Below are 13037 nucleotides of genomic sequence, written 5' to 3' on the forward strand. Positions count from 1 at the left end.
TACAAATTGGAACTGAAGACTGTCAGTTCTGTCCACTGCCTTCGGAGGTTCCGGTAATGCCGATGACTGTCCGGCGCTTGGCGGCTACCAGCTCTCTCGGTCTCTCGGTTGTTGCAGGTCATGGCCACGTCGATCTGCCGATCAGTTGGGCGCACGCAATCGAGTTGCAGGATCCGAGTCGATGGCTCGCCGGTGGAGAGCTTGTCATGACGACGGGGCTGCACCTTTCGCGATCGGCGACAAAGCAGTACGAGTACGTCGAGCGCATTGCGCGGACCGGCGCCGTGGCACTGGCATTCGACACCGGCACCGTGCACGAGAAGGTGCCGAACGCGATCATCAGGGCCGGCGACGAACTGGGTTTTGCCGTGCTTTCCGTCGCCAAGGAGACGCCGTTCATCGCCATCTCGCGGGCCGTGATCGACGAGCTGACCGCCGACCAGATACGAACGGTGCAGGCGGTGGTCGATGCCCAGGAGAAGTTGGCGCGTGCCCTGCTCGACGGAGTGCCGGCCCTGATCGCTGCACTGGGTCGAGCGGTTCACGCAGCAGTGTGCGTTCTCGATCGGGACGGAGCGGTGCTGGCTCTGACGGAAGGTGCGAGTTCGTCTCTGCCCGAACGCATCAGGGAGCGATCAGGCAAGGAGCGCAGCCGGGTTGTGGTGGACGACGACGGCCATCTGGCCATTCACAAGCTTGCCGTGAGCGGCACGCTGGCGGTGGCGTCCGATGCCGCCTTGGATCAGTCCGAACGACTGCTGGTCGGCCACGCGGTGTCGCTGTTGACCATCGAGCTCGCCAAGCCGTTGCGGGTTGTCGATGCCGAACAACGGCTGAGGTTGGCGGTCGCGACGATGGTGCGCCAGACTGGTGGCGAAGTAGACGAAAGTCTGTTGCGGTACTTCGGATTCGAATCCGGATCCCCGGTGGTTGCAACTGCCTTGACCGATGTCGGGCCTTTGCTGGCGGCAACCGATATCACTTCAGCGGCCCTCGAAGAAGTGGCGGTGCCGTACCTGTTGGCTCCACTGAATGACGGCACCGGCGTGTGGTTCGTCGTGAAAAGTGAAGTTGCGGAGAAGGTCACGCGCAGTGTGTATGCGAGAGTGCGGGAGAATTCATGCCGGAGTATCAACGGCGGAATCGGTAGCGTCCGGCCGATGAGCGGTGTAGCAGCGAGTCTGCGCGAGGCCGTCTCTGCTGCCAAAGTGGGGCAGGTCGAAGGACACACGCTCGTTCCGTTCTCGGAACTCGGGACTTTCAGTCTCTTGTTGAGTGTGCAGTCGAACGATGTTCTGCAGTCGATCGCGGCCGGCGGCCTCGGTGTGCTGGAAGGCTACGATGCTGAGAACGGTTCCCGTCTGGTGGACTCGATCGAAGCGTTCCTGCACCACAATGGTCAATGGGAGTCCGCTGCAACGCAGTTGGGTGTTCACCGGCACACGCTGCGTAACCGCATGGACAAGGCTGCCGAGTTGATCGGCCGAGATCTCGATTCCGCCCACACTCGGTCCGAGTTGTGGATCGCACTCAAAGCTCGTGAACTGCTGCAGGCGGAATCGAATTCAGATCACGCTCGGCCGCCCCTGAGATAGACGGTGGTGGTGTGAGTGAAGAACTCTCGCGCCGCGTCGCCTTGTTCCTTGGGCCCGTATCCACTCTTCTTCGCACCGCCGAAAGGTACGTGAGGATCAGCGCCTGCCGATTCCGAGTTGACGTGCAGGATCCCTACGTCCAGATCATCGATACCGGCAAGTGCGCTGGTCAGGTCCTGAGTGAACAACGCTGCGGACAAACCGAATTCGCCCTCGTTCGCTAAGCGGAATGCGTCTGCAGTTGTTGCTGCCCGCTGCACCGCAAGCACCGGGCCGAAAAGTTCCTCGAACCATAGTTCGGTGCTCGCCGACAGTTCCAGCACCGTCGGCCGGACGTAGTGGCCCGATTCAGGCGCTTCGGCGCTGGCCACAACTCTGGCGCCGCCGCCGACGGCTCGATCGATTCCCTCGATGATCGTTTGCTGCGCGTATGCGCTGACCACGGGACCTGTAGTGACGTCGGGATCGAGTGGATCTCCGACTCTCAGTTCTTCGACCTCGACGGTCAGTCTCGCCAAGAATTCCTCGGCGATGGATTCATGGAGCACCAGACGCGAAGTGGCCGTGCATTTCTGGCCGGTTGACCGGAATGCTCCCAACATGACCTGCTCGACTGCAAGCTCGAGATCTGCGTCGGCAAGTACGATGGCTGCGTTCTTTCCACCCATTTCCGCCTGGGCCGGAACTCCGCGCGCTGCAGCAGATCCCGCGATTCTTCGGCCGACGCCGGTGGAACCGGTAAAGGTGACGGCGTCGAGGTCCGGGTGGTCGACCAGCGCTTCACCTGCTGCGCTGTCGGCAAGGATCATGTTCAGAACGCCGTCGGGTAGGCCCGCTTCGGTCAATGCCTGCGCGAGACGGAAGGCCAGAAGGGGCACCGCGGCAGCCGGTTTCCAGACAACAGTGTTTCCGTACACCAAGGCGGGCGCAATCTTCCACGCCGGGATCGCGATCGGGAAGTTGAACGGCGTGACGACGCCTACCACGCCGAGAGGTTTGCGAGTGACAAGAATCTGCTCGCCGCTACGTGGGGAGGAATACACCGTCCCGGACTCGCGGTCTGCGGCGTTGCCGTAGTAACGCAGAATCTGCGCAGCCCGGCGCACTTCTCCGATACCCTCGGCCAGCGTTTTCCCCTCTTCGCGGGTGAGTTCTTCGCCCCAGGCATCGGCGTTGGTTTCGATGATTTCCGCTGCGCGAGTGAGGTATGCGCCGCGTTCGGACATCGGTAGGCGCGCCCAGTCGTTCGCGGCGATGCGGGCGATGCGAACACCGGTCGCCATTTCAGATGCGCCGGCGCGGCCTCCGGTGGCGACAACTTCGTCCGGGCGAGCCGGGTTGGTGTCCGTCAGTGTGCCTTCGCTACCCGTGACCCAAGCTCCGCCGATCAAGCTGTGAACAACGACGCTCATCGGACTGCTGTCACAGCGTCGCGAAGGATGCCCAGTCCTTCGGCCAGCAATTCGTCGGAGATGCTCAGCGGCGGGAGGAATCGAACGACGTTTCCGTAGGTGCCGGCAGCGAGGAGAAGTAGGCCGTGCGCGTGGGCGTAGCTGACGATCTGGGCGACGGCCTCGCGATTGGGAGCCTTGTCTTCGTCGTGGATCAGCTCGATTGCAATCATGGCGCCGCGTCCACGAATGTCGCCGATTATATTTGTGTCCGAAGCGATTTCGGACAGCCCTGTGGTCAGGATTTCGCCGATGTCCTTTGCGCGGTCGAGGAGGCCTTCCACCTCGATCGTCTCGAAAACTGCCAGGGCGGCCTCGCAGGCCACGGGATTGCCGCTGTACGTACCGCCGATACCACCGGGATGCGCGGCGTCCATGACTTCGGCACGGCCGGTCACGGCGGCGAGTGGCATTCCGCCGGCGAGACCTTTTGCAGTTGTGATGATGTCGGGGACGAAGTCCTCACTCTCGCTGGCGAACCAGGCTCCGGTTCGAGCGATACCGGTCTGGACCTCGTCCGCGACGACGAGAATGCCCCGCTCACGGCAGAATTCGGCGATGCGCTTCAGGAATCCCGGAGCGGGAACGATGAAACCTCCCTCACCCTGAATCGGTTCCACGACCACAGCGGCTACCGATTCGGCACCGATCTGAGTGTCGATCGCAAGACGGAATTGGGCGAATGCTTCGTCGGCAGCGTTTTCGGGGCCGCTCGGCCAACGGTAGGGGTAGGCCATCGGAACCCGGTAGACCTCTGGTGCGAACGGGCCGAATGTGGCCTTGTACGGCTGGTTCTTGGCCGTCATCGTCATGGTCATCAACGTGCGACCGTGGAATGCGTGGTCGAAGACGACAACTGCCGGGCGACCGGTCGCGGCACGTGCGTATTTCACGGCGTTCTCGAGCGCCTCGCTGCCGGTGTTGAACAGCGCTGTACGTTTCTCGTGATCTCCCGGGGTCAGGCGGTTGAGCGCTTCGCAGACCTCGACGTACCCCTCGTAGGGGTTTGCGAGGAAACACGTATGGGTGAACTGGCCGAGCTGGCGTGTGGTGCGTTCGACCACGCGCGGCGCGCTGTTTCCGACGGTGGTCACGGCGATGCCGCTGCCGAAGTCGATGAACGAGTTGCCGTCGACGTCGACGACAACTCCTCCGCCCGCTGCAGCTACGTAAATGCTGGATCCGCTGGTCAGTCCGGCCGGCAGTGCGGCGCTCCGGCGCTTCGCCAAAGTGCGCGAGTTGGGGCCAGGCACTTCGGTGACGAGGCGTCGTATCTGGGGAAGGGTCGGTCCACCGGTGCACGTTTCCGTGCCGTGCTCGAGAATGGTCATCGCAGTGCCTCCAGTTGTTTTCCGAACTGTAGGACGGCGATTAACAGACCGGACATGGCCGGATTGTCGAGTGGCTTCTACCTCATAGGACGCCGCGTCCAGCTAGTTATTCGCGAAACTGCCGAGGAACCGCTGCAACAGTGGGTTGTAGATCTCGGGTGCTTCCCAGAACGCTGCATGCCCGACTCCCGGGATCACGTGGTAGGTGCCCTCCCAGAGATTCGCGAAGGTCAACGACGCGACATAGGACGTGTTCACGAACGGGTCCTCGGCGCCGTCGATCACCGCGAGTGGCACAGACGCCGTTGCAACCAGAGCCTTCTGATCCGATTCGCGGCCGGCGCCGAATGCGTCGAACATGATCTTGCGAGCGCGCCCGTCCGTGCGTATCGCGGCGTCGAGGGCTGACTGCTCGAAGGGAACGGCGGTCATCCGTGCGTAGAGTTCGGCTTCCTGCGCGGTGATGACCTCGGTGCCGCCGATGGACAATCCGTCGCCGGCATTGAATGCCTCGCCGAGCGTCTCGGGATTTGCCGGCGGCGTACCGGTGATGACGACTCCGGTGAGCCCGGGGAATTTCGCGATCAACTCGAGGGCGATGTGTCCGCCGAGCGACCACCCGACGACAACCGCTCGTTCGACGCCGAGTTCGGCTAGAACATCGACGATGGCGTCGGCGTAACCGTTCTGCGTGTACGCGGCTTCGGGTTCGCTCGCGTCCTCGGAGTCGCCGTGGCCGAGCAGGTCCAGAGTGATCATGCGGTAGTCGCCCGCCCAGCCGGCGTCGACCTGATGACGGAAGATGGAGCGGCTGGCCGAGTTTCCGTGGATGAAGACAACCGGGAAACCAGCGGTGGCACTGTCGTCGACTGCCATGACGCCATGCCGGGTTTCGATCTTGGTGGTTGTCATCGGAATCCTCATCGTTCGAAGTGCACGGTCAGCGGGTATCCACGCTACCGGGCATATGCGGCATAGAGTTCACCCGTGGACTTCGCATTGCGCTCGTGCAGTTGGCACGGTCACGAGACCTACGCTCCGGACGAACCTGAGCTGCGGGATCGACTTCATGTGGACACTGCGGTGGGCCAGGCATGGCGGTGCCTACGTTGCGGCAACTTCGTCCCGGGAGCGCCGCCAGCGTCCGGGCCGGCGGACGCCGCTCCCGAGGTTCCGCGGGGACGGCTGCTTCGCGACCGGTTGATCATGCGACTTCTTGCCACCGAGAGAATGTTCCGCGCTCTGGGGTTGGTTCTTCTGGCGATCGGGGTGTTCAAACTCAGATCGTCGAAGGGGCGCGTCGAGGACGCCTTCGAGAACGAATTGCCGTTGATCAGACCATTGGCCCGCCAGCTGGGTTGGAACATCGACGATTCCAAACTGGTCCATCACATCGAGCAGGCGTTTTCGTTGTCGGCGACGACGCTCACCTGGATCGCGGTCGGTCTGTTGGTCTACGCCGGCCTGCAAGTGATCGAGGCCGTTGGGCTGTGGATGGTCAAACGCTGGGGCGAGTACTTCGCAGTGGTGGCGACCAGCTTGTTCTTGCCCCTCGAAATCTACGAATTGACCGAGAAGATCACGTGGTTGAGGGCCGGGCTGCTGCTGGTGAACGTCGCCGCCGTCGTGTGGCTGATCTGGAGCAAGCGGCTATTCGGTGTCCGCGGCGGTGGCGCGGCGTATCACGCCGAACATTCGGAGGAGAGCCTGATGACGGTGGAGCGGGCCGCGGTCAAACAGGCTTCGTGAGACCGGCTTTCGACGCGGCAGCACCAGCCAGTGTTGCTGCCCCGATCGTGATCATGGCGGCGAGGAGGATGGCTGCGGGTTCACCGTCGCCCATCACCCCCAATTGAGTGCCCACCGTCACTGCGGCAACCGGTACTCCCAGTTGTGCGGCGGACAGCACGCTGAGCGGGAGCGGAAGACCGAGGACGCGTATCGCGGCGTGAACCACGAGAGTTGCTCCGCCCAAGACCAATCCGAGCCAGATGGCGGACGGATGAGTGACGAGGTCGCGCAGATTGATCGCCGCTCCCAACCAGACGAAGAAGAGGGGCGCGAAGAAGCCGTCGGTGATCGCGAAGAGTTGTTTGGCGAGGCGGCGGGGTTCACCGATTGCGGCCAGGACCAGTCCGAAGGCGAAGCCCGCGAGCATGATCGACACGTGAGTGCTGGAGGCCAGCGCTGCCAGAGAAAAGAGGATCACCAGATTGATCCGGAGTTCGAGTGCAAACTTTCGTTTCTCCGAGAATTTGTGGAGCTTTCGCCAATGGCCGGACCGGTGGAAGGCTCGCAGTACGAAGAACAAGGCAACCGCACACGCCGCCACCGCCAATGCGCCGACACCGGCACGAGGGGCATTGTCCGGATCGATCACCAGAGGCAGCGCGACAATGCAGACGGTGTCCGCGATCGCGACCTGGGCAGTCATCTGCAGAACCGAGGTTCCACCGAGCCCCAGCGAATCGACGATGGGGAGAATCAACGCCGCGGACGACGACGCGATCAGGACCGCGTACAGCGCGGCGTGACCGGTGCCGAATGCCGTCGCCGCACCGTAGCCGGCAACCACCGACAGGAGTCCGACGACAACCGAGCGAACGGCACCCTTGCCGATTGCCGCACGAACTGCCGGATCGCGGACCGGGACGTGTGAGCCGGCCACCATCATCGTGAGCGCGAACCCGATATCGGCCAGGAACGTGAAAGTCTGGTCCGAAGAGTCGAGCAGCCCGAAACCGGTGACACCGAAGACGACGCCCGCGGCAAGTTCGCCGACCACCACGGGGACATGCCAACTGACGCGAGCGCCGAGCAGCGGACCGAGGATGCCGGCCAGCGCGACGAGGGCAAGGATGCCGAAGGTCATCGACGACCTACGACGTCACTGTCGAGGGAGCGATCTTTGCAGGGATGCCGGTGTTCTCGTCCACGTGGTAGCTCGCACAGACACGGTGGTAGCCGTCGGCGATCTGCGCCGGCACTCCGGCGCGGAAGTCTCCCTGCACCAGCAGGATCGGAGACAGCGCGATCCCCTTGCGGATCTTCTTAAGGTCGGCAGCAACGTGCGGGTTGTCGACCGGAAGCAGGGGTAGCCCGGCGGCCCGCAGGATGTCCTTGGCCTTCTTCGAGACCAGCGTCGCCGTCTTGAGGGCGTACACGAGAGCTTGGACCTGAACCGGTGTCGCGCCCAACTGGAGGTAATCGCGGGCCGCCGGGTAGTCGTGCTCGTCCGGCAGGTCCTTCCAGAGAACGGCAGGAGCCTTCTCGGCTACCTTCGGCTCTGCTGTCTTGGGAGCCTTCGGCTGGGCTGTCTTGGGAGCCTTCGGCTGGGCTGCCTTCGACGTTTTGCTCTTGGCCATCTGTGCTGTTTCCTTCAGTGTCGGTCCGCGAGTGGAGCTGGTGCAGAAATCGTGCACTATCAGCGCCGCAGGCACCACATCGGAGCTGTTTGGCCCCCTAGGCGGCGGGTAATCAGCAGACTGCGGGGGAACGAGCAGGAGGCGAAGCAATGAAGCGGATTCTCGCAGTGCTCGCAGCGCTGATCCTGGCGGTGTTCGCACTGACCGCGTGCAGTGACAACAACGATTCGTCGGACAACGATTCGGCCGATCACGACGGCATGGCGATGACCAGTATGCCGATGACCAGCATGCCGACCAGTATGTCGATGCCGAGCATGCCTCTGGGTATGTCGACGCCGGGAGCGTCGTCGATGGGAATCGTGATCAGCGGCTTCGAGTATTCGACGCCGGAGTCGGTGATGCCTGGACAGGTACTGACCATTCAGAACAACGACACCGTCGAGCACTCGGTCACGTCCGATACCGCAGGGTTGTTCAACGAGGACATCGAAGCGGGTGAGACCGAAACCATCACGGTGCCGAACGAGCCTGGAACATACACGTTCCACTGCACCTACCATCCGAGTATGCGCGGCACCTTGACGGTCAAGTAGAGGTCGTCTCCGTCCAGCGTAGCTTTTGCTCCGGAAACTTCGGCGGCGCGCACCCGATCAGACTGGTGGAGAACAGATCCGGGTGTACGGTTTTCAGGTGCGCCGGAGAATTGCGATCAGTGTCGTCACGCTCGTGGTTTGTGCCCTCGGCTTTTCGCCGCCGGCGCTCGCGGATCCACCGAACGGCTCGTATTCGTCACAGCTGCTGTACTTCTCGGTCGATGTCGGGCCTGAACTCTCGACGCCCTGCACCGTCGTCGGTGAACTTTTTGTTCCCGACGGCGTCGATGCGGACAACCCAGCGCCCGCGATCCTGACCACCAACGGGTTCGGTGGTTCGTACAAGGACCAGATTCCCGCGCTGCAGAACTTCGCCGAGAACGGGTATGTCGGACTGACGTATTCGGGATTGGGTTTCGGCGGCTCGAGTTGCAAGATCACACTTGATTCTCCCGCGTACGACGGCGTCGCCGCCTCCCAGTTGGTCAGCTTCCTCGGCGGCCAAGAAGGGATTGCCTTCACGGATCAGGCTCTGACGCAGCCCTATCCGGCGCTCACCGCGGTGGTACAGGACTCCGTCGATCACACCGGTGCACCGTCGACGAACGACCCGCGGGTCGGAATGACGGGTGGCTCCTACGGCGGCGGCATTCAATTCGCCGCCGCGAGTGTCGATCCCCGTATCGACACGATCATCCCCATGATCACCTGGAACGATCTCTCGTATTCTCTGGCGCCCAACAGCACGGGAATCATCTCCGGTGTGTCGACAGCGGAGCCGGGAGCAGCGAAGGTGCTCTTTGCATCGCTGCTCTTCGGCGCGGGCATCGCGAATCCCGGTGTGGACGGCTACATCGCAGATCCCGCACGGCTACCCGGCTGCCCGAACTACGTCCCCTACATGTGCAACGCGATCGCCGAGGCGGTCGTGACCGGCGACATCGGACCGCAGGTAGTGAGTGAGCTCCGAGCGTCGTCGGTCTCGTCGTTCGTCGACCGGATCAACATTCCGGTACTGCTTGCTCAGGGACAACAGGACACCCTGTTCGATCTGAACGAGGCAACCGCGACTTACGACGCGCTGAAGGATCGTGGCGTCGATGCCAAGATGATCTGGCATTCGTGGGGGCACAGCCACTTGGCCGCTGCGCCCGGCGAATTCAGCTTCTCCGCTCCTGACGAAGACGCGCAATACGAAACCGGTCGCTTCATGGACTGGTTCGATCACTACCTCAAGGACGAGAACACGGAGACGGGACCGGAATTCGCGTATTTCCGTAACTGGATCGACTACGAGGGAAACGCGGCGCCGGCATACGCGACGTCCGACACCGTCGATGTCGGGACCGCCCGCGCCTTCCATCTGTCCGCTGACGGGGGACTGCTGCCGGACGGCACGCCGGTGGTACCTGGTCCGAAGACGATCGTCACGGCACCGGGTGGGCTGCCGACAGGCGTCGAGCCGCTCAATATCAATCCGGCCGGAAACATTCCGAATGCACAGATTCCGGGAACCGAGGCGCTCTGGACCACTGCGCCGATGACCGAGGCGATGGACGTGGTGGGAGCTCCCACTCTGACGCTGCGTGTCGCGGCGCCCGGACAGCCGGTGGTGTTCGCGAAACTCTACGACGTGGCCCCGGACGGAACTTCCTCGCTGATCAACGGACTGATTGCGCCCATACGCATCAGTGATCCGTCCCAGCCGGTCCCGGTGACGATGCCGGCGATAGTGCATCGATTCGAGCCAGGGCATTCCGTGCGTCTCGCGATCACCGGTGGCGACATCAGTTTCCGTGGGAGACTGCAAGGTATGCCGGTGACAATCTTTGCCGACGGTTCCGGCCCCCTCGAACTTCCCGTCGTGAGCTGAAACACCGTGGGCTGAATTTCAGCGGGTGATGGTTCGACTGTCGCCGCGGAACTCGGCCACGACGGTGTCGCCGTTGCGAACGGTCACGTCGTAGATCCCACTTCGACCGCCTCGTGCCTTCTCGGTGGCGACCGCGGTCAAGGTGTCGCCCAGACGGGTCGGACGTAGAAATCGGATGTCCGCGCGCGCTGCAACGGCTGAATCCTCGTAGCCGTTGCAGGCGAGCGCAAACGCGGTGTCCGCGAGCAGGAAAACATAACCACCGTGTGTGATTCCGTGACCGTTCACCATGGTTTCGCCCACGGTGACGGTCACGGTTGCGCTACCGGGCGCCAGCTCGGAAATCTCGATACCGAGTGCCTGCGACGCCTGGTCCGCGTCGAACATCTCTCTGGCGGTGATGCTTCCTGTACTCACGAGACAACTCCTGTGGGATCGGAGAATTGCAGGGGTCTAGAGGACCGAGACAACTTCCTGGACGTACATGTCGACTGTGCCGGTGGCAAAGTTTGCGACATCTTTTCCTGCGGCGCCCATCTCCGGGGACTTCAGGCCGCTCTGCATCGTCTCGAGATCGGGAAACACCAGGTTGGCGACGGCGTAGAAGACTGGATCGGAGCCGTCAAGCGTCGAGCACTTGCTGAACGTGAAGTCCGAGAGTCCTGGCACTGCGCTGGCGAGCGGGACGTGGATCTCGTTGTAGTACTTGTCGAAAGCCTCCGGATCGGTGGGGCGTCCGTAACATACTGCTACTCGATAGGTCATGTGCTTTCAATTCCCTTCGGGGCGAGTCTTGGCTACCAGAGTCAGGACGTCGTATGTCGCGACCGGATCGTTGTCCTGGTTCGTCACCACGGCATCCCAACGAACCTCACCGTAGTCGGCGCTGCTGCGAGGTGTGATGGTCTTGGCTGTGAGGGTGACCGTCAGGCTGTCTTCGGCTTTCACCGGGGTCAGGAACCTGAGGCTGTCCACGCCGAAGTTCGCGAGAACCGGGCCGGGAGCCGGGTCGACGAACAGACCGGCAGCGAGTGAGACAACCAGATAGCCGTGTGCGACGATGCCGCCGAACAGCGGGTTCGCCGCTGCGGCCACCGGATCGGTGTGTGCGTAGAAGGTGTCACCGGTGAACTCTGCAAAATGATCGATGTCTGCGAGTGTGACCTGGCGCGGACCGCCGACAACGGTGTCGCCGATCTTCAACTCGGCGAGACTCTTTCGGAATGGATGTTCGGATCCGGTCGTGCGCGCTGACCCGGTGAACCAGCGCTCGCCGACCGCGGTGAGCACGTCGGGTGTGCCCTGCACGGCCGTCCGCTGCATGTGGTGTAGAACTCCGCGGATGCCACCCAGCTCCTCACCGCCGCCGGCACGGCCCGGACCGCCGTGTACGAGGACTGGAAGGGGAGAGCCGTGGCCGGTGGATTCCTTGGCGTCGTCGCGGTTCAGGACGAGCACTCTGCCGTGAAAAGCTGCGAGGCCCAGCACCAGTCGACGTGCGATGTCGGTGTCGGCAGTGACCACCGAGGCGACGAGGCTTCCCTCGCCACGGGCCGCGAGTTCGATCGCATGATCGATGCCGTCGTATCCGATGACGGTGCTGACGGGTCCGAAGGCCTCCAGCTCGTGTACCTCGTGCGCATTCTCTTCCGCCCGGAGAAGGACAGGGGAAAGGAAGGCCCCTGACTGGCCGTCGGCACCGACCACGTCGACGTTGTCCGGGTCTCCGAATACGATAGTTGCCGACTTCGTCAGACCGCGAATGGATTTCAAGACTTCATCGCGCTGCTCGATGCTGGCGAGCGCACCCATCGTGACGCCGTCGGCATCGGGGTGTCCCACGACCACTTTGTTCAGTCGCTCGGATGCGGCATCGACAACGGCGTCGACCAGCGAGACCGGCACCAGGGCGCGCCGGATCGCCGTGCACTTCTGACCCGCCTTGACTGTCATTTCGGTGGCGAGTTGTTTGACGTACAAATCGAATTCGGGCGTTCCTGGTACGGCGTCCTCGCCAAGGATCGACGCGTTGAGTGAATCGGCCTCGGCATTGAAATGGACGCCCTTGCCGACGACGTTCGGGTGAGCACGCAGCGTTGCGGCGGTGTCGGCGGATCCGGTGAATGCCACTGAGTCCTGCCCGCCGAGGTGATCGAGGAGGCCGTGTGCACTACCGGAGAGCAGTTGGACGGAACCCTCCGGGAGCAAGCCTGATTCGATGATGCGCCGGAAGACGAGTTCGGTGAGATATGCCGTGGAACTGGCAGGTTTGACGATGGACGGCACACCCGCGATGAATGCCGGTGCCAGCTTCTCCAGGAACCCCCACACCGGGAAATTGAAGGCGTTGATCTGTACGGCGACGCCGCGGCGTGACGTATAGATGTGTTGCCCGAGGAAAGTTCCGCCCTTGCCCAGAGCTTCGACGTTTCCATCCAGAAAGACTGTGCTGTCGGGCAATTCGCGCCGAGCCTTGCTCGCGTAGCTCAGCAGGGTTCCGAATCCACCGTCGATGTCCACGCCGGAATCTCGCGTCGTCGCGCCGGTGGCAGTGGAGAGTGCGTAGAACTCGGCTTTTCCTGCCATCAACGTGAGGGCGAGAGCCTTGAGCGCGCCGGCACGTTCATGGAAGGTCATCGCAGACAGTGCAGGCCCGCCGACCTCGCGTGCGTACGTAACCATCTCGGCGAGGTCGACGCCGGTTGTGGAGATCCGGGCCACCTCCGATCCGTCCACTGCGCTCGGCAACGGGGTACCTGCGTCCGGTGCGGCGTACCAGCGACCGGCTACATAGCTTTCCAACAGTCTGCTCACGACAACTCCATC

Annotated in this window: 12 protein-coding genes; 4 read left to right on the forward strand and 8 right to left on the reverse strand. The window is 62.9% G+C overall.

Features of this window, described 5'->3' with window-relative positions; genetic code table 11:
- Positions 1-62: 62 nt before the first annotated feature.
- Entirely contained in the window at positions 63-1595 is a 1533-nt protein-coding gene (locus H351_RS05425) for a PucR family transcriptional regulator (protein ID WP_244891443.1), read from the forward strand.
- On the opposite strand, the gene H351_RS05430 is transcribed toward H351_RS05425, so the two are convergent.
- The 3 genes from H351_RS05430 to H351_RS05440 form a co-directional block, all read right to left on the reverse strand.
- Positions 1571-3007, reverse strand: a complete 1437-nt coding sequence (locus tag H351_RS05430; RefSeq protein ID WP_029256513.1) for an aldehyde dehydrogenase family protein — start codon at positions 3005-3007, stop codon at positions 1571-1573. The genes H351_RS05425 and H351_RS05430 overlap by 25 nt on opposite strands.
- A complete protein-coding gene (gene gabT, locus H351_RS05435; RefSeq protein ID WP_029256512.1) occupies positions 3004-4377 on the reverse strand; it encodes a 4-aminobutyrate--2-oxoglutarate transaminase in 1374 nt (457 codons plus the stop codon). The genes H351_RS05430 and gabT overlap by 4 nt, the downstream gene beginning before the upstream one ends.
- 102 nt (positions 4378-4479) lie before the next feature.
- Positions 4480-5289: an alpha/beta fold hydrolase gene (locus tag H351_RS05440; protein ID WP_029256511.1), complete on the reverse strand. Its 810-nt coding sequence runs from the start codon at positions 5287-5289 to the stop codon at positions 4480-4482.
- A gap of 75 nt (positions 5290-5364) precedes the next feature.
- Between H351_RS05440 and H351_RS05445 the strand changes: the two genes are divergently transcribed.
- Positions 5365-6126, forward strand: a complete 762-nt coding sequence (locus tag H351_RS05445) for a DUF2127 domain-containing protein (RefSeq protein WP_029256510.1) — start codon at positions 5365-5367, stop codon at positions 6124-6126.
- Here H351_RS05445 and H351_RS05450 read toward each other — a convergent pair.
- Positions 6110-7249, reverse strand: a complete 1140-nt coding sequence (locus H351_RS05450; protein WP_029256509.1) for a cation:proton antiporter — start codon at positions 7247-7249, stop codon at positions 6110-6112. The genes H351_RS05445 and H351_RS05450 overlap by 17 nt on opposite strands.
- 7 nt (positions 7250-7256) lie before the next feature.
- Entirely contained in the window at positions 7257-7619 is a 363-nt protein-coding gene (locus H351_RS05455; protein WP_029256508.1) for a hypothetical protein, read from the reverse strand.
- Between the two features lie 272 nt (positions 7620-7891).
- On the opposite strand from H351_RS05455, the gene H351_RS05460 reads away from it, so the two are divergent.
- On the forward strand, positions 7892-8338 hold the full coding sequence (locus H351_RS05460) for a cupredoxin domain-containing protein (RefSeq protein ID WP_029256507.1): 447 nt from the start codon (positions 7892-7894) through the stop codon (positions 8336-8338).
- Positions 8339-8420: 82 nt separating this feature from the next.
- Positions 8421-10211: a CocE/NonD family hydrolase gene (locus H351_RS05465; protein WP_029256506.1), complete on the forward strand. Its 1791-nt coding sequence runs from the start codon at positions 8421-8423 to the stop codon at positions 10209-10211.
- A gap of 18 nt (positions 10212-10229) precedes the next feature.
- On the opposite strand, the gene paaI is transcribed toward H351_RS05465, so the two are convergent.
- The 3 genes from paaI to paaZ all read right to left on the reverse strand — a co-directional run bounded on the left by paaI (position 10230) and on the right by paaZ (position 13025).
- A complete protein-coding gene (gene paaI, locus H351_RS05470) occupies positions 10230-10598 on the reverse strand; it encodes a hydroxyphenylacetyl-CoA thioesterase PaaI (protein ID WP_046380079.1) in 369 nt (122 codons plus the stop codon).
- Between the two features lie 66 nt (positions 10599-10664).
- A complete protein-coding gene (locus H351_RS05475) occupies positions 10665-10976 on the reverse strand; it encodes an EthD family reductase (protein ID WP_003943191.1) in 312 nt (103 codons plus the stop codon).
- Between the two features lie 6 nt (positions 10977-10982).
- Positions 10983-13025 (reverse strand): phenylacetic acid degradation bifunctional protein PaaZ, encoded by a 2043-nt coding sequence (gene paaZ, locus H351_RS05480; protein ID WP_029256505.1) that lies wholly within the window; start codon positions 13023-13025, stop codon positions 10983-10985.
- Positions 13026-13037 lie beyond the last annotated feature (12 nt).

This window comes from Rhodococcus erythropolis R138, from assembly GCF_000696675.2.
Taxonomy (GTDB): Bacteria; Actinomycetota; Actinomycetes; order Mycobacteriales; family Mycobacteriaceae; genus Rhodococcus_F; species Rhodococcus_F erythropolis.

Coding starts and splice junctions, on each gene's coding strand:
- gabT (WP_029256512.1), bottom strand. CDS start 4,377: ATGACCATTCTCGAGCACGGCACGGAAACGTGCACCGGTGGACCGACC.
- H351_RS05450 (WP_029256509.1), bottom strand. CDS start 7,249: ATGACCTTCGGCATCCTTGCCCTCGTCGCGCTGGCCGGCATCCTCGGT.
- H351_RS05460 (WP_029256507.1), top strand. CDS start 7,892: ATGAAGCGGATTCTCGCAGTGCTCGCAGCGCTGATCCTGGCGGTGTTC.
- H351_RS05475 (WP_003943191.1), bottom strand. CDS start 10,976: ATGACCTATCGAGTAGCAGTATGTTACGGACGCCCCACCGATCCGGAG.
- H351_RS05440 (WP_029256511.1), bottom strand. CDS start 5,289: ATGACAACCACCAAGATCGAAACCCGGCATGGCGTCATGGCAGTCGAC.
- H351_RS05430 (WP_029256513.1), bottom strand. CDS start 3,007: ATGAGCGTCGTTGTTCACAGCTTGATCGGCGGAGCTTGGGTCACGGGT.
- paaI (WP_046380079.1), bottom strand. CDS start 10,598: ATGTTCGACGCGGACCAGGCGTCGCAGGCACTCGGTATCGAGATTTCC.
- H351_RS05425 (WP_244891443.1), top strand. CDS start 63: ATGACTGTCCGGCGCTTGGCGGCTACCAGCTCTCTCGGTCTCTCGGTT.